The organism is Pedobacter jeongneungensis (genome assembly GCF_000633455.1).
Taxonomy (GTDB): Bacteria; Bacteroidota; Bacteroidia; order Sphingobacteriales; family Sphingobacteriaceae; genus Pedobacter; species Pedobacter jeongneungensis_A.
Genome location: NZ_AYMG01000010.1, coordinates 1 through 16,893, shown reverse-complemented (window position 1 = coordinate 16,893; position 16,893 = coordinate 1). Strand labels below are relative to the sequence as shown.

15 protein-coding genes are annotated in these 16,893 nt (G+C 37.4%); 10 read left to right on the top strand and 5 right to left on the bottom strand.

Annotation, left to right across the window (positions count from 1 at the left end):
- Positions 1 to 83: 83 nt before the first annotated feature.
- On the bottom strand, positions 84 to 1,763 hold the full coding sequence (locus U859_RS0108260) for a helix-hairpin-helix domain-containing protein (protein ID WP_025142929.1): 1,680 nt from the start codon (positions 1,761 to 1,763) through the stop codon (positions 84 to 86).
- Positions 1,764 to 1,852: 89 nt separating this feature from the next.
- On the opposite strand from U859_RS0108260, the gene U859_RS0108255 reads away from it, so the two are divergent.
- On the top strand, positions 1,853 to 2,482 hold the full coding sequence (locus tag U859_RS0108255) for a hypothetical protein (protein WP_025142928.1): 630 nt from the start codon (positions 1,853 to 1,855) through the stop codon (positions 2,480 to 2,482).
- 81 nt (positions 2,483 to 2,563) lie between these two features.
- On the opposite strand, the gene sppA is transcribed toward U859_RS0108255, so the two are convergent.
- Positions 2,564 to 4,330, bottom strand: a complete 1,767-nt coding sequence (sppA, locus tag U859_RS0108250) for a signal peptide peptidase SppA (RefSeq protein WP_025142927.1) — start codon at positions 4,328 to 4,330, stop codon at positions 2,564 to 2,566.
- A gap of 40 nt (positions 4,331 to 4,370) precedes the next feature.
- Between sppA and folK the strand changes: the two genes are divergently transcribed.
- Both folK and U859_RS0108240 read left to right on the top strand, forming a co-directional pair.
- Positions 4,371 to 4,883 carry a 2-amino-4-hydroxy-6-hydroxymethyldihydropteridine diphosphokinase gene (gene folK / locus U859_RS0108245; protein ID WP_025142926.1) on the top strand — a complete coding sequence of 171 codons (513 nt, stop codon included), beginning with the start codon at positions 4,371 to 4,373 and terminating at the stop codon, positions 4,881 to 4,883.
- The gene (locus tag U859_RS0108240) at positions 4,880 to 5,251 is read left to right on the top strand and encodes an Hpt domain-containing protein (RefSeq protein ID WP_025142925.1); all 372 of its coding nucleotides are present in this window, start codon (positions 4,880 to 4,882) and stop codon (positions 5,249 to 5,251) included. Before folK ends, U859_RS0108240 begins: the two co-directional genes overlap by 4 nt.
- Before the next feature lie 48 nt (positions 5,252 to 5,299).
- Here the strand turns inward: U859_RS0108240 and pssA are convergent, their stop codons facing one another.
- Positions 5,300 to 5,992, bottom strand: coding sequence for a CDP-diacylglycerol--serine O-phosphatidyltransferase (pssA, locus tag U859_RS0108235; protein WP_025142924.1), 693 nt, complete (start codon positions 5,990 to 5,992; stop codon positions 5,300 to 5,302).
- 84 nt (positions 5,993 to 6,076) lie between these two features.
- Positions 6,077 to 7,831 carry a transcription termination factor Rho gene (rho, locus tag U859_RS0108230; RefSeq protein ID WP_025142923.1) on the bottom strand — a complete coding sequence of 585 codons (1,755 nt, stop codon included), beginning with the start codon at positions 7,829 to 7,831 and terminating at the stop codon, positions 6,077 to 6,079.
- A 425-nt stretch (positions 7,832 to 8,256) separates the two neighbouring features.
- Here rho and pyrF point away from each other — a divergent pair, with 425 nt between their 5' ends.
- The 5 genes from pyrF to U859_RS31585 all read left to right on the top strand — a co-directional run bounded on the left by pyrF (position 8,257) and on the right by U859_RS31585 (position 11,789).
- Positions 8,257 to 9,087, top strand: a complete 831-nt coding sequence (gene pyrF, locus U859_RS0108220; RefSeq protein WP_025142922.1) for an orotidine-5'-phosphate decarboxylase — start codon at positions 8,257 to 8,259, stop codon at positions 9,085 to 9,087.
- A 137-nt stretch (positions 9,088 to 9,224) separates the two neighbouring features.
- Positions 9,225 to 9,473 (top strand): hypothetical protein, encoded by a 249-nt coding sequence (locus U859_RS0108215; protein ID WP_025142921.1) that lies wholly within the window; start codon positions 9,225 to 9,227, stop codon positions 9,471 to 9,473.
- Positions 9,474 to 9,879: 406 nt separating this feature from the next.
- Entirely contained in the window at positions 9,880 to 11,163 is a 1,284-nt protein-coding gene (locus U859_RS0108205) for a DUF2851 family protein (protein ID WP_025142919.1), read from the top strand.
- Positions 11,164 to 11,218: 55 nt separating this feature from the next.
- Positions 11,219 to 11,434 carry a hypothetical protein gene (locus tag U859_RS0108200; protein ID WP_025142918.1) on the top strand — a complete coding sequence of 72 codons (216 nt, stop codon included), beginning with the start codon at positions 11,219 to 11,221 and terminating at the stop codon, positions 11,432 to 11,434.
- Positions 11,435 to 11,570: 136 nt separating this feature from the next.
- On the top strand, positions 11,571 to 11,789 hold the full coding sequence (locus U859_RS31585) for a PspC domain-containing protein (protein ID WP_029277136.1): 219 nt from the start codon (positions 11,571 to 11,573) through the stop codon (positions 11,787 to 11,789).
- Between the two features lie 68 nt (positions 11,790 to 11,857).
- On the opposite strand, the gene U859_RS0108195 is transcribed toward U859_RS31585, so the two are convergent.
- Entirely contained in the window at positions 11,858 to 12,514 is a 657-nt protein-coding gene (locus U859_RS0108195) for an ankyrin repeat domain-containing protein (RefSeq protein WP_025142917.1), read from the bottom strand.
- Positions 12,515 to 13,241: 727 nt separating this feature from the next.
- On the opposite strand from U859_RS0108195, the gene U859_RS0108190 reads away from it, so the two are divergent.
- Together U859_RS0108190 and U859_RS0108185 are read left to right on the top strand one after the other, a co-directional pair.
- Positions 13,242 to 15,836 carry an FtsK/SpoIIIE family DNA translocase gene (locus U859_RS0108190; RefSeq protein ID WP_025142916.1) on the top strand — a complete coding sequence of 865 codons (2,595 nt, stop codon included), beginning with the start codon at positions 13,242 to 13,244 and terminating at the stop codon, positions 15,834 to 15,836.
- 61 nt (positions 15,837 to 15,897) lie between these two features.
- Positions 15,898 to 16,548 carry a LolA family protein gene (locus tag U859_RS0108185; protein ID WP_025142915.1) on the top strand — a complete coding sequence of 217 codons (651 nt, stop codon included), beginning with the start codon at positions 15,898 to 15,900 and terminating at the stop codon, positions 16,546 to 16,548.
- The last annotated feature ends 345 nt before the right edge of the window (positions 16,549 to 16,893 follow it).

Sequence of the window (16,893 nt, the reverse complement as noted above, 5' to 3'; positions counted from 1 at the left end):
GGCAAAGTTATGTTTTTTTACCACAGATTTTCACAGATAAACACAGATTTAAACTTATCTGTGTTCATCCTTTTCATCCGTGGTTAATTTGGCCTTTTACTATTAAAGTACGCAGTAATCTCCTCTATGGTGAAAGCATTTAAACATTTATCAGCACTTAAACCTCCTTTACGTGCAACTAAAATGCCGTAATGCATGTCGTGGAAACCTTCGGTGCGGTGGGCATCTGGATTTACGGAAAGCAATACACCTTTTTCCAAAGCATAACGGTGCCAGCGCCAGTCTAAATCTAAACGTAAGGGGTTGGCATTGATTTCTATCACCACTTTGTTTGCTGCACAGGCATCAATAATTTTTTTATAATCGATCGGATATCCAGCCCTGCTTAATAATAAGCGACCAGTTGGGTGTCCTAGAATGGTCGTATATGGGTTTTCAATGGCTTTTAACAAACGTGCCGTCGCTTTGGCTTCGTCCATGCGTAAGTTACTGTGAACAGAGGCAACTACAAAATCGAATGTTTTTAAAATATCATCTGAATAATCGAGCGATCCATCACTTAAAATATCACTTTCAATGCCTTTAAAAATTTTAAATGGAGCCAGTTTTTTATTCAACTCATCAATTTCCTGGTGTTGGCCAAAAACACGTTGCTCGTTTAGTCCTTTAGCATAAACAGCCGTTTTAGAGTGGTCGCAAATACCTAAATACTGAAGGTTTAAGGTCTCTTTGCAATACACCGCCATCTGCTCTAAAGTATGTACGCCATCGCTCCAGGTAGAGTGGTTATGCAAACTGCCTTTTAAATCTTCATATTGAATTAAGGTTGGGAGTTTGTTTGCTTTCGCGAGTTCAATTTCATCAAAATCTTCGCGAAGCTCGGGCTCGATGAAAGTTAATCCCGCCCTGCTGTAAATTTCTTCTTCATTTGCGAAAGGTCCATCGCCAGCTAAAGCCAATACTTTTTCAACATGTTCGGTATTTCCTGTTAATGTAAACCACTGTAAATAAAAAGCTGATTTTTCAACCACATGGATTTTTATCCTAAAACCAGCTTCAGTAGTACAGATAAAAGCGTTTTCAGCTTCGATAAGCGAAAGTGATTCGAAAGCAGGTAAGCTTTGTTTAATGTTTTCGATATTTTCTGTACCGATTACAATTTCGAGCTCATCGATAATTTCGCATGCCCTGCGGTATTGACCGGCGAAGCCTAAAAGTGCATTGCTATCAAGTTTTGCAGTCCAGGCCGAAAGCTGTGTAAACAAAATTTTGGCAAAACCCTCCACCTGTGCGTATAAAAATCTGCCGTTGGCGGCCAGTTTAAATTCGATGGCATTTTTAATTTCTTCCTGTGTTTTTAAACCAAAACCTTTTGCTTCGATTAAGCGGTTTTCGTTACAGGCATAATACAGTTCACCAATACTCTCTATCCCAAGGGTTCGCCAAATAATGAAAATCTTTTTTGGTCCGATGCCTTTGATGGCCAGCATTTCTACCACACCTTCGGGTGTTCTTTCGAGTATTTCGTTAAGCTCCTGTAATTCTCCGGTTTGTAGCAGTTCTACTATTTTGGAAGCAAGGCCTTTACCAATGCCTTCAATTTTATCCAGTTCATCTAAAGGTTTGTCTTTTAATGCAAAAGGCAGTTTATCTACTTTGAAATAGGCATTTGCAACTGATTTAATCTTAAAAGGATTTTCTTCATGCAGTTCCATAAGCTGCGATAAAAGACGTAAAGTGCGGGCGATGGTCTTATTTTCCATAAGGGGTAAAATTAGGAAATAATGCCCCAAATTTTGACTCGACTTATTTATTTATAAACACAATTTTATTAAAGTGTTGTTTTACACTCATGAAATCTATAAAAACTATCCTTTTAGGATTAGGTATAAGTTTGGTTGCGTGCCAATCTGCAAAGAAAACCGATGAAAATAAAGGCGATTCAGTACTGAACACAACTTCTGTTCCTGCGCAAACTGTAAATGAACGATTTTTGGTTATCGCTGGTCGTTCGATTGGTGAAATAGCCTTAGGGGAAGATATGGAGCAGGTAGGTAAAAAGCTTGGCAGACCTGATGCTGGCGATGCAGCGATGGGAAAAGCCTGGGGGATTTGGTACAGCAACGATTCGACTGCGAAACACCGAAATGAAATTGCCGTGTATTCTTCTTACCGGGATACCAGTATGCGGGTAAAGGATGTTAAGCAGATCAGGATTACCTCAAACAAGTTTAAAACACAAGATGGGTTGGCAACAGGCACTACTTTGGAAGATACCAAGCTGAAATTCCCAGGCATCGAAAAACTTTCTTCTTATTTAAATGAAGAAAAAGATACGGTAACGGTTTATGATGCCAAAAAAGACGGAATTGGTTTCGAGTTTTTAAAAGGGAAAAGCATTTCTTTAACGGTACATCCGGTAAATATTCCGGTTAATGCAACTTATTTAACCTTGCACCCGGAGTGGAAGTTGATTGAATAAATAGTGAAATTTAGATAAGAGATTTGAGATGGAGAATTAGATTAGACCTCGCAGGTTTCAAAAACCTGCGAGGTCTGGATTTTATTTGATCACTGCTTCGAACGGCATTCTGGCCTGAATACCCGAGCTTGCAATTACCTTTTTCATTTGTTGGTATAAAAAGTAATTATCGCCCAGTTCCTGTTTGGTATAATAGGTTTTAATCTTATCTGTACCTTCATCCATTAGTGATTTCCAGGGATCAATTACATCCGGATATTCCACAACCTTATATTTCTTTAACTTAGCTTTTTTAGCGGCTGCTTTAATGGCATCGTTAAAACTTCCAATTCTATCGGCTAAACCAATCTGAACGGCATCTGTTCCGATCCAAACGTGGCCACCACCAATGCTATCAATATAAGCTTTGCTTTTCTTTCTGCCATCGGCCACACGGCTCACAAAACCGCTGTAAATTCTATTTAATTCATTTTGGATAATAAACCTTTCACCTTCCGTCATAGGGCGGTTCGTAGCCATAATATCTGCGTATTTACCCGTTTTAACGCCATCAAATGTAATTCCAAGTTTGTTGGTCATTAAATTTTGGAAATTCGGGATAATACCAAACACACCAATTGAACCTGTAATGGTATTGGGTTGAACAAAAATACTATCCGCCGCACAGCCAATGTAGTAACCGCCCGATGCAGCCACATCACCGAAAGATGCAATAACCGGTTTTTCCTTTTTGGTTAGTACAATTTCTCTCCAGATCACATCTGAAGCCAATGCACTACCACCCGGTGAGTTTACGCGGAGTACAACCGCTTTGATATCGTCATCTAAACGGGCTTTTCTAATCGCTCTGGAAATACGTTCCGAACCAATCTGGTTATCAGAACCTTCGCCTCCGCTAATTTCGCCGTTGGCATAAATTACGGCAACTTTATCTTTTCCTTCGCCCGTATCAGTATTGTTCTTGGCGTAATCGTTAATAGAAACCGAGCGGATATTTTCTCCCCTGGTTCGGCCGGATAAGCCTTTCAACTCTTCTAAAATCTGATCTTTATATTTTAAAGCATCGATCATTTTAAAATTTACGGCATCCTGTGGCTGTTGCACTTTATAGTTGTCAGCAATAGTGTAAAGACTATCTTTCTGGATATTTCTACTCAGTGCAATATCGGATAGGAATGTATTGTATAAACCACCAACGTAAGCAGTAACCTGTTTCCGGTTATAATCGCTCATTTTATCCAGAATAAAGGGCTCAACTGCACTTTTGTAGTTTCCTACGCGAATGACCTGCATTTCTACCCCCACTTTTTCTAAAGTTCCCTTGAAAAAGGTCAGTTCGGAGCTAAAACCTTTAAACTCTAAGGCTCCCTCCGGATTTAGATATACTTTATCGGCTACTGAAGCTAGATAATAAGCACCTTGCGTGTAAACTTCGCTGTAGGCAATAATTTTTTTATGCGATTTTTTAAAATCGATCAAAGCATTTCTAACCTCGCGTAAGGTTGCATAACCTGCATTCGGGCTGCTCACGTTTAGATAAACACATTTAATATTATCGTCTGTTTTGGCTTTTTGTAGGGCTTTAATAAAATCGTTCAAACCAATGCCGTCTTTTTCTTCACTGCCAACAATAGGCAGGTTCCCGAACGGATTTTTTGGTGTACGCTCGGTAATGGCCTGGTCTAAATTCAAGAACAGTACCGAGTTGTTAGACACAATAACTGTTTTATCGCTATCTATGGATGATATCGCACCTACAATGATCACAAAGCAGATAATAAATATAATTACCATCGATAAGAAAAAGCCCAACATAGAGGCAAATAAATACTTAAAGAATTCTCTCATTTAAATGTTTTAATTTTGTGCTGTAAAGATATAAAAATACATGATGCTTAATAAGGCTTTAGAGTGCAGTACCGCTTATTTGTTACTGGGTGGAAATTTGGGCGATAGGGAAGGGAATTTAAAGAGTGCCGTGGAATTATTGAACGAAAAAATAGGTAAGGTAGTTGCTGTTTCATCATTATACGAAACAGCAGCATGGGGTAAAACCGATCAGCCTGCTTTTTTAAACCAGGCAGTGGTCTTGCAGACCAATTTAAGTGCTTTGGAAGTTTTAGATCATGCGTTAAGTATTGAGCAGGAGCTGGGCAGGGTAAGAAAAGATAAATGGGGGGAGAGGTTGATTGACATCGACCTGATCCTTTTTGGTAATGAAATTATCAATATTCCGGATAAACTTCAGGTACCGCATCCGCACATGCAGCATAGAAAATTTGTAATGGAGCCTTTGGCTGAAATAGCGCCTGATGTTTTACACCCGATATTGGGCGAAACTATTTTAGCCATTAGCAGAAGTATAGAAGACCCGCTTGAGGTTAAAAAAATAATGATATGACAAATAGCCATGGTGAGCCGCTTGATTTTTCCTATCTGATCGAAATGGTTGGCGATGATCCGGCATTTTTAGCAGAATTTTTCGAAACCTTTATTGAACATACGCCGGTTTATTTAGCGGAGATGGAGAATGCTTTAACGAATGAGAACTGGAGTAAAGTAGCTAATCATGCACATAAGATAAAACCCACATTCATTTATGTTGGCCGGAATGATGCAAAACTGCTGGTTGAGGCAATTGAAAACAATGCGAGAAATAAAATCGCACTTGATAAAATTCGATCAGATCTGGAGAAGCTAAAATTGATGCTTTCTGATATTCTTTTCCAACTTAAGCAAGAGAAAATAAAGCTTGTTTCTAAACTGTAGGAAGGTTCGCACGAAATTTCCTCAGTTCGTGTTCTAACGAAACGAAATTTAAATCTTATTACTGCCGGTTTTGCCCTTAAAATGTAGTATTGATAAAGCAATATACAATACCAGGACAAAAGGTATCGCTGCAAATTTTAGAAAAGCAATTAGTATAACAGATAAGATAAGAAAGATAAATTTGATCTTATTTTTTGCCCAGCTTAAATCACTAAATTTTAATGAGAAAATTTTGATCTCGCTGATCAGTAAGAAACTGGTAATCGCCGTAATGGCTATTAATAAAATGGTCGAACCAATTACCTGAGGATAATCGACTGCAATAAAAGGCAATGAGCAGATAAACAGGGTATTCATTGGTGTATTTAAACCAATAAAATCTTCCGTTTGCCTTTCATCATTATTGAATTTAGCTAACCTGAGCGCAGAAAAAATGGTGATGATAAAACCTAAATAGGGTAGATATTCGGATGAATAATCGCTTGCTTTTAATAGGTGGAACATGATTACCCCGGGCAAAAGCCCAAAGCTTACCATATCAGCCAACGAATCCAGGTCTTTCCCAATGGCCGATTTAACATTAAGCAAACGCGCAACCATCCCATCAAAAAAATCGAATATTCCAGATAAAATAACGAAATATGCTGCGGTTTCTAAATTGCCTTTAAACGCAAAAACGATTCCGATACAACCAGAAAAAAGGTTTGCACAGGTAATCGCATTAGGGAGATGCTTTTTCATATGGTTGGGAGGTTGGAAAGCTGAAAGGTTGGAAGGTTATAAGAAAACCCTTATACCTTCAACCTTTCAGCCCTTAACCTTAATTTAGCTGTTCATCGAAATTAAGAACTCTTCGTTGCTTTTTGTTCCTTTTATTTGTGATTGAACAAATTCCATAGCCTCCTGGCTGTTCATGTCAGCAAGGTGGTTACGTAAAATCCATACACGTTGCAAAATATCTCTATCAAGCAATAAATCATCGCGACGGGTACTTGAAGCAGTAATATCGATGGCAGGGAAAATACGTTTGTTAGATAATTTACGGTCTAACTGAAGTTCCATGTTACCTGTTCCTTTAAATTCTTCGAAGATCACTTCATCCATTTTAGAACCTGTATCCGTTAATGCCGTAGCCAAAATGGTTAATGAACCACCATTTTCGATGTTACGTGCTGCACCAAAGAAACGTTTTGGCTTGTGTAATGCATTTGCATCAACACCACCTGATAATATTTTACCTGATGCAGGGGCAGTTGTGTTATATGCCCTGGCCAAACGTGTAATAGAATCTAAAAGAATCACTACATCATGTCCGCTTTCAACCAAACGTTTAGATTTCTCTAAAACAATATTGGCAATTTTTACGTGACGCTCAGCTGGTTCATCAAAAGTTGAGGCAATTACCTCAGCCCTTACACTACGCGCCATATCGGTAACCTCTTCCGGACGTTCATCAATCAACAAGATGATTAAGTAAACTTCCGGATGGTTTTTGGCAATTGCGTTGGCAACTTCTTTTAATAAATTGGTTTTACCTGTTTTCGGTTGTGCTACAATTAAACCACGCTGTCCTTTACCAATTGGGGTAAATAAATCCATAATACGGGTAGAGTAATTACTGTTATCCGTAAATAAATTTAATTTTTCGGTTGGGAAAAGTGGTGTTAAATAATCGAAAGGAACACGGTCGCGAACCTCAGCAGGAATTCTGCCGTTAATGGTTTCTACACGAACAAGCGGGAAATATTTTTCGCCTTCTTTTGGCGGGCGGATACTACCTTTAACGGTATCACCAGTTTTTAAGCCAAAAAGTTTTATTTGCGACTGAGATACATAAATATCATCAGGAGAAGTTAAATAGTTGTAATCAGCAGAGCGTAAGAAACCGTAACCATCAGGCATAATTTCTAAAACACCCTCATTTGTAATTACGTTATCGAAATCTAAGTTAGAATAACTGTTTTCGTTTTTGTGGTGGTTGCCACCGCCTGGTTGTTTTTGCTGGCGGTTTTCATCACGTTGTGGTTTTTCCTGTTTTTCTTTTGGCTCTTGTTTTTGTTTCTGAGCTACCGGAAGTACTTCTGCACTTTCTTCAATTAAAGCAGAAATTGGTTTTACACTTTCCTCAGATTCAACAATTCTGTCCGGCTGTCTTTCAGGTTGTTGCTGGTGCTGCGGTTCGTCAAATAATGTTACCGAATCTCTTCTTCTTTCAATTGGCGCTGCTGGTTCGTCTTTACTTAACCTGGCTCTTTTTTTAACAGGTTTTTCTGTTGCGACAGGTTTCTCGGCAGCAACTGGTTCTTCAGTAACCACTGTAGCGGCGGCAGCCGCAGCCGCTGCTGCAACTTTAGGCGTTTTAGCAGCTTTGGTTTTTGGGGCAGGGGCAGCTGCAATAGGTTCTACTTCGCTGTAAGGATCTGCACCAGCCTTAGCGGCATTTATAATTTCCTGTTGGTGTAAAAGTACTTCAACAAGGTCGATTTTTCTTAGGGAGTCGGCACCTTCAATGCCATAGCTTTTTGCCAGCTCACGTAATTCAGTTGTGAGCTTATCATTTAATTCTGTTTTACTAAACATTCTAGATATATATGTTTCAAGAAATTTTTCATTTGTTTATAACGGATGTTTTCTGTTATAAATCTACACAGGCCTAAAAATATTTATGTTAGCGTAAGCCCGGCAGTTTCATTGTGTATAAATTCTTAAGGTTATAAAACATTAATTGAGTTCATTATGGAAAATGCCCAAATTGTTTCATAATTGTTTACAAGCTGAATAAAAAGCAAATTTTGCTTTTAAAAAAGGATAACAAAAAACAAGTCTTGATAAATTTTTCTGGGATATTCAGATAAACGGTTGAGAAATTATGTTGCAATTGTATGTATTTGAAACGTAATCTGCAAGCAAAAGTTTAAAATGTTTATAAAAATAATTCAAATGGGTATTATTTTGTCGCTCAAAAAACTTAAAAATCTTCATATTTGCAGCAAATAAGCCCATATATGACAAAGCAACAACTTTTTGAGCAGATACAAAAAAAACGTTCATTTTTATGTGTCGGATTGGATTCTTCGTTGGATAAAATCCCAAAACACCTGTTAAAGTATGAAAATCCGATTCTGGAATTCAATAAACAGATTATTGATGCCACTAAAGATCTTTGTGTAGCTTATAAACCCAATACTGCTTTTTACGAGTGTTATGGTAAAAGAGGATGGGAAACTTTAATCGAAACCTGGAAATATATCCCAAAAGATATTTTTTCTATTGCCGATGCCAAACGTGGTGATATTGGGAATACCTCAGCCATGTATGCCGAAACATTTTTTAATGCGGCATCATCAGAAATGAGTTTCGACTCGGTTACCGTAGCACCTTATATGGGAAGCGATTCGGTAACTCCATTTTTAACTTTTAAGAATAAATGGGTAATTCTTCTGGCTTTAACCTCAAACAGCGGTCATGCTGATTTTCAGTTACAGGAGATAGGAGAAGATAAACTTTTCGAAAAAGTGCTTAAAACATCACAAACCTGGGCTACGGATGAGCAGATGATGTATGTAGTAGGTGCAACCCGTGGATCAGCTTTTGGCGATGTACGTAAACTGGCACCTAATCACTTCTTGTTGGTGCCAGGTGTTGGCGCACAGGGTGGCGATTTGAACGAAGTATGTAAATACGGTTTAAATGCACAATGCGGATTATTGATCAACTCATCAAGAGGGATTATTTACGCCAGCCATGGAGAAGATTTTGCAGAAAAAGCGAGAGAAGAGGCATTGAAGCTACAGAAAGAAATGGAGCAGATATTGATTAAGGCGGAATTAGTTTAGGTACCTGCTTTTAACCTCGGATACTAAAGCACAAAGTTATCTATCGTTATTTGTCTGGTTGTGCTTTAGTATATAATGTGTTAAGCTCTGGCTAACTGTGTTAAAGAATTATTATCTTTATATATAAGGTTAAGTTTATGAAGGATTTGTCAAATAAAGTAACATTTGAAAAGTTGGTTGAACTGGTTCGCGCATTAACGACAGAAGAAAAAAATCGCTTGATCAATATCTTAACAGAAGAAAACCAATTTGTTGTTCGGGAAGCTGAAGTTGCTTATTTAAAGAAAGATCAGGTATCATTTGAAGAAAAATGGGCTCAAAGTATTTCAGCTAAAGAGTTTGAAAAGTCTGCTCATGAGAATATACATAAATTACCTTGGAAATAATTGTAAATTTTCATCCTTCAGTGCTCCTATATTTTAATCAACTTATTGAAGATCTGTTCTATGCAGGTTATTTTTCATATAAAGAAAGTGCCCTAAACTATGTTTCAAAAATAATCTATAATGTGGAGAGGAATATTCATCACAAAAAACATTATCCTTGTTCAAATAGCCTTTTAAAATTTGGAAAACATTATATTCATTTCAATATGAACCAAAATACTACCTGGTATTTTGTGTTTGAAAAAAGCGATAACCGGTTTCTCGTTACATACGTATTTAACAATTATTCTATAGAAGCGAAAGATTTGATATCTAACCATTAGTAGATTGATTATTCAAAGTGATATATTTTTTTACATATTGGAAGATTCAATAAACAAGCCTTCAGAATTTTTTATCTTCAAGAATGAATTTTCCAGAAGATTTTCTTCATTACGTGTGGCAGTTCAGGTCCTTTGATTACATAGACCTGCAAACGGCTGGTGGAGAAAGCCTCAAAATCATCAATCCGGGTTTACTTAATAAAAACGCCGGACCGGATTTTTTTCATGCGAAAATCGAAATAGGCGATACCATTTGGGCTGGCAATATAGAAATCCACCTCAAATCGTCAGATTGGTTAAAGCACAATCATCAAAAAGACCCTGCTTATGAGAATGTAATTTTGCATGTAGTTTACGAACATGATGCCGAAATTAAAAGAATGGACAATACGGTATTGCCGGTGCTCGAATTAAAAAGTCGCATTTCTGCCAATCTGATCAAAAAATATGAAAAACTGTTCCTTACCCTTACCGATTTCCCTTGTATTGCTCAAATAGGCAATGTTGACCCATTGATTGTAGATTCTTTTTTAGCCAGAACCCTGATTGAACGTTTTGAGCAAAAAACAGCAGTAGTTACCGAAACTTTAAATGAACTGAAAGGCAATTGGGACGAAACTTTTTATCGTTTTATGGCCCGTAATTTTGGATTCAAAATAAATGCACTACCTTTCGAGCTGCTTGCAAAAGCAGTTCCACAGAATATTTATTCCAAACATAAAAATAACCCCCATCAAATTGAAGCGCTTGTTTTTGGTGCGGCAGGATTTTTAAATGATCAGTTTGAAGAAGAATATCCCCAAAAGCTAAAAGCCGAATTCAGTTTTCTACAGAAGAAATATAAAATAAAACCAGTCGAAATTTCGGTCTGGAAATTTATGCGGATGCGTCCACAGAATTTTCCAACCATCCGTTTGGCCCAGTTTGCTGCATTAATTGTAAAGGCCAATCATCTTTTTTCTAAAGTAATGGAAATAAAAGATATAGCGCAGTTACGTGCCTTATTCGAAAACCTGCCCATTAACAATTATTGGAAAAAACATTATCATTTTAAAAAAGAAACTGCTGGTGTAAACATACAGATCGGTAAAGCTTCTGTAGATAATATTCTCCTTAATACCGTCGCTTTGTTCTTGTTTGCTTATGGAAAACACACTGCTACACAGTTTTACATCAACAGGGCCGTAAGGTTGTTAGAAAGCCTGCCTGCTGAAGAAAATGCAATTATTGATAAATTTACAGGGGCAGGTGTAAAAATCGGGCATGCATTTGCATCTCAAGGTATTTTACAGTTGAAAAAGCAGTACTGTGATGAGAAAAAATGCCTATCTTGTGGTATTGGAATTAAAATTCTAAAACAAGCATAATCAGATAAATTTTTCCAGTAGAAAACTTTCTAACCTATAATCCGTTTTAACAACTATGGAATTCCCGCACGAGCTAAAAGAACTTTATCCTGATCAGATTATCGAAGTTAGGGGTAATGCAGACGCATTAACCGTTATATTGAAGAAAGAGGCTGATATTCATCAGTTTAAAACAGAATTAATCAATAAGTTTTCCGGTTTGGAAGAACAACAGATTCTTTTTATTAAACACGAGGATAAACAGGATTTTGAAAAACTCGTTCTCGAATAAACTATATTTTCAAAAAAATAGTATTGCAGGTTTAACCGATTATTTTGCTAAATTAGGGTTTGAAAACTAAATCATGGTCCGGTTTACAATAATTAATGTTGACTTACCGTTATCAGGGTTTTAAAATAAGCTTAAAATGTTCCAGAGAATTATAACTTATTTTGAGCAGCAGAGTTTTGGTGTCTCCACGTATTTGGCCAACAAGTTGAATATGAGTACGGCAAAAGTCCGCTTGTTTTTTATTTATTCGTCGTTTTTAGCGGTAGGTTTTCCAATCTTATTCTATTTTTTGGCTGCAGTAGTGCTGGATATCAGAACTTATATGAAAAGAATGCGGCTGAGGATATGGGAATAACATCAGTTTTCAATTTACGATTTGTAGTTAAATTAACTGAAAATTGGTAACTACAAACTGATAACTGACTAATCATCATCTCTTAAAATTTCTGCAATTTCATTAAATCCTTTTTCTGCAGCTAAATCTGCCGGTAATTTTCCGCCTTCCATGCGTAAAGATACCTCTGCTCCATGTTCTAAAAGCAAAATAATTATTTCGATATTTCCCAATTGCGCTGCGGTATGCAATGGCGCCAATCCAGCTTTTTGGCAAACATTCGGGTATGCACCAGCATCTAGCAACATTTTGGTAATGTTAAAATTATTGGCTGCAACAGCCGAGTGAATCGGAAATACATTAAACCCATTTTTTGATGCCAGGTTAACATCTGCGCCTTTAAGTACCAAAAAACGGGCTAAATCTTCATGGCCGAAATAGCAGGCTAAGCCTAATGGTGTAAAACCATCTTCAGAAAACTGATTAATGCTATCGGGGTTTTGAAAAATCAATAAGGTAGCGGCATCAAATTTGCCAACGGCGCAAGCTTCAAAAAGTGTTAAGTCATCAACAAATTCGGCGATTAAATCGGCAATTTCCTGTTTTTTATAATAACAGGCCAATAATAATGGCGAAATGTGATGTGAAGTATCAACATTGGCCAATTTCGGGTTTTTTACCAAAATTTCTTTTACCGCTTGTAAATTTCCGGCCTCAATTTGTTCTTCGAGCTGCGCTATACCCATAATATTATTTAAAAATCGACTTAAATTACCAAAAATTAAGGAATTGTAAACTTTATTGCCTAAATATATATAGTGTGCAGCAAATTAGCAAGATTTGACTTCTCAGGTTTTTAAAAAAGGCCATCTGCCAAAAAATCAATAACTAATTGATGTGGGCATTAACCTTCTATAGACCTCGCAGGTTTTAAAAACCTGCGAGGTCTTGATCGAAAGGCCTAAGAACGAGAGCCCCCTATTAAATAAACCTGATAAAACGGAAAGCCCGGAACGAGGTACGAATGAGGACTTGAAGTGATAGCAGGACTATCGTTACCGAAATGAACTGAACCCTGCTTTTCAATATAATATTGACCACTTTAGCCACCTGTCTAAGACCTTACAGGTTTTATTAACGGCTTCAGCCCTCACGAGACCCTTAGAAATAAATTAAACGACAACTTAAACCTATAAGGTCTATTAATAAAAAAATCCCGTTTAACCTCTCCAGGCAAAACGGGATAAAACCTAAAACAAAATCCGTTTCATTTGACAAAACGTAACAACTTGTGCGTTGTTAAAATAATAGACAATAATTTCTGTTTAAGGTTTAATGCCCGATGGATATTTTTATTTAATTTAAGGCAGATTATATAAAATTATGTACAGGAGCGATTTGTGATTATTTTTTTTATTAATGCTGCGCAGTTTTATCTAAGTTTGTTCAATATTAAATTATTTAGGAAAGAAAATGTCGGTACGGGGTAACCAGTTTAAAACCAATACATTCAGAGATAAAGGTGCAGAAAGCGCACCAGGCAGACCTTCATCAGGTCGGCAGCCAAAAGAAAAAAGAGAATTTTTACCAAGATTCGATCTGGCAGACGGACGTGCAATTAAAATTGTAGGTCTGTTTTTTGTGATCTTGTCATTATACTTTTTAATTGCCTTTACTTCTTACCTTTTTACCTGGCAGGATGACCAGAGTTATGTAATCGATGCAAACGGTGGCTGGGGCAATCTGTTTAAAACATCCGAAGAATTAAAAACTGCAGGCGTTACAACGCCAGTTGTTCAAAACTGGTTGGGCAAGTTTGGGGCATTATTGTCACATCAGTTCATTTACGAATGGTTTGGTATTGCCTCTTTTTTATTCGTTTTAGCCTTTTTTATTATCGGTTACCGTTTATTGTTTAAAGTTAAAATCCTTTCTATTTCTAAAACATTGGGTTATAGCTTTTTCTTTTTACTCTTTATTTCCCTGACCCTGGGTTTTGCACATAGTTTCTGGTCAGAATCGCCGCATTACCTGGAAGGAGAGTTTGGTTACTGGAGCAATAAATTATTAGGTGCCCAGATTGGAGCAGCCGGTGTTGCCGGATTAATTGCTTTTGCGGGATTAACCATTTTGATTATCGCTTATAACATCGATTTTAAATTCCCCGAGCGTAAAGCAAAAGAAGTTTACCTGGATAACGAAACTCCTGATTATGTGAATGATATCAGAGAGCAGTCAACCAAAAATAAGATAGTAGAAGAAACTGCTGAACCGATTGAATTTCCGGTACGTGATAAACCGCCTGTAAGCAACGAGCGCAAACAACAAAATGTGGTATTGCAACCCAGCCGTTATGAAGAAAAAGAAGAGGAAGAAGCTGTTGCGCCACCAGTTGTATTGTCTCCTTTAGCTACAAATTTACCTTTGGCTACTGCTGCTGCTACAATGCCTTTAACGGTAGAACCACCAATTGAAGCCGAAAAAGAACCTGCATTTACGATTGAAAAAACTGAAGAAGAGAAAAAATCAGAAGATTTGGTTGAGCAGTTTGGTAATTACGATGAAAAACTTGATTTGGCAGGTTATAAGTACCCAACCATTGATTTATTAGAGAATTATGGCACCAATAAAATTTCGGTTAACGCCGAAGAACTGGAAGCCAACAAAAATAAAATTGTTGAAACGCTTAATCACTACAATATCGAAATTGATAAGATTAAGGCAACAATTGGCCCTACGGTTACCCTTTATGAAATTATTCCTGCTCCGGGGGTCAGGATTTCTAAAATTAAAAATTTAGAAGATGATATCGCACTTTCACTAGCGGCGCTAGGTATCCGTATTATTGCGCCGATGCCGGGTAAAGGTACAATTGGTATCGAGGTACCTAACCAGCACCCTGAAATGGTGCCGATGCGCAGCATTTTAAATACCGAAAAATGGAGCCAAACTACTATGGATCTGCCCATTGCATTAGGTAAAACCATTAGTAATGAGGTGTTTATTGCCGATTTAGCCAAAATGCCCCACTTATTGGTAGCTGGAGCAACTGGTCAGGGTAAATCGGTGGGTATTAATGCCATTTTGGTTTCATTATTGTTCAAAAAACACCCTGCGCAGTTGAAATTTGTATTGGTAGATCCGAAAAAGGTGGAATTAACCTTGTTTAACCGGATCGAAAGGCACTTTTTAGCTAAACTTCCGGGTGAAGCTGATGCTATCATTACCGATACCAAAAAAGTGGTAAATACCTTAAACTCGCTTTGTATCGAAATGGATCAGCGTTACGATTTATTGAAAGATGCACAGGTAAGGAATCTGAAAGAATATAACGATAAATTTATCAAGCGTAAGCTTAACCCAAATAATGGTCACCGGTTTTTGCCTTTTATTGTTTTGGTGGTGGATGAGTTTGCCGATTTAATGATGACTGCAGGTAAAGAGGTTGAAGCACCGATTGCACGTTTGGCGCAGCTGGCAAGGGCTATCGGGATCCATCTGGTACTGGCAACCCAGCGCCCGTCAGTAAATATTATTACAGGTACCATTAAGGCCAACTTCCCGGCCAGGTTAGCCTTCAGGGTTTTATCGAAAATAGATTCGAGGACCATTTTAGATAGTGGCGGTGCTGATCAGTTAATTGGTCGTGGTGATATGCTCTTATCTACAGGAAGCGACTTAATCAGGCTACAGTGTGCTTTCGTTGATACACCTGAAGTAGACCGGATTTCTGAATATATCGGTAACCAGCGTGGTTATGCAGATGCTTACCAGCTACCTGAATATGTAGATGAAGCAGGAGAGGGAAGCAAGGCTGATTTTGATCCTAACGAGCGTGATAAGTTTTTTGAAGATGCTGCCAGGCTGATTGTGATGCATCAACAAGGTTCTACCTCATTAATACAGCGTAAACTTAAGCTGGGCTATAACAGGGCAGGCCGGATTATTGATCAATTAGAAGCTGCAGGTATTGTTGGCCCGTTTGAAGGAAGTAAAGCAAGAGAAGTTTTATACCCAGATGAGTATTCTTTGGAACAATTCTTGAATAGTATGGATGACAAAGGTTAGATTAAACTATTTAGTAAAAATCTACTCTAACGTTTCAAAGAAAAAACTTAAAAAAGAAAAGATGAAGAAATTAATTTCAGCATTAATGGTTGTAGTTGCTTTTACAACTTCAACTTATGCTCAAACTGATGCGAAAGCTAAAGCCATTTTAGCTGATGTGAGTAAAAAATACAAATCGTATAATATTGTAAAAACAGATTTTACCTTTACTTTGGATAATCCAAAAGCTAAAGTAAAAGAAACCCAGCAAGGTACCTTATACGTTAAAGCCAATTCTAATAAATATAAAGTGGCCATGACCAATCAGGAATTATTTAGCGATGGTAAAAGCCAATGGACTTACCTGAAAAAAGATAAAGAGGTGCAGGTAAGCAATGTAGATAATAGCGGTGATGCCATTAATCCTGCTAAAATTTTTACGGTTTACGAAAAAGGATTTAAATACGTTTACACCGGCGATGAAAAAGTAGGTGGTAAAACTTATGAAATGATCGATTTGACACCTGTTGATGCTAAAAAATCGATTTTTAAAGTACGTTTAAGTATTGATAAAGCCGCTAAACAGATTGCAAACGTGGTATTGTTTGATAAAAACGGAAACAAATACACTTACAATGTGAAAACTTTTTCACCTAATGTAAATGTACCTGAAACTACTTTTGCTTTTGATGCTAAAAAATATCCTGGTGTTGAGGTTGTAGATTTAAGATAATAATGATTTCCGCCAAGGCGGGATGAAACCTGAAAGGTTCAGTTGGAAACAGCTGAACCTTTTTTGTTTGATTACAATTTAAGCCATTTATAAACTAACATGCGCTCAGTGGCTTAGGTGGTAGAAAAATACCGCTGTTTGTTATTGAACCACCTTAGGCACCTTAGTTCACCTGAGGGGTAATTTATTTTATAAAAATCATTATATATGACAGGAGATAATGTGGTGTAAATCGCCTCAGAGCATCGTCATTGCGAGAAGGCTTTTTTCAGCCGACGAAGCAATCTTAGATTACTTCGTCGTACCTCCTCGCAATGACGACTTTTCTTCGTATCTGTCAATGGT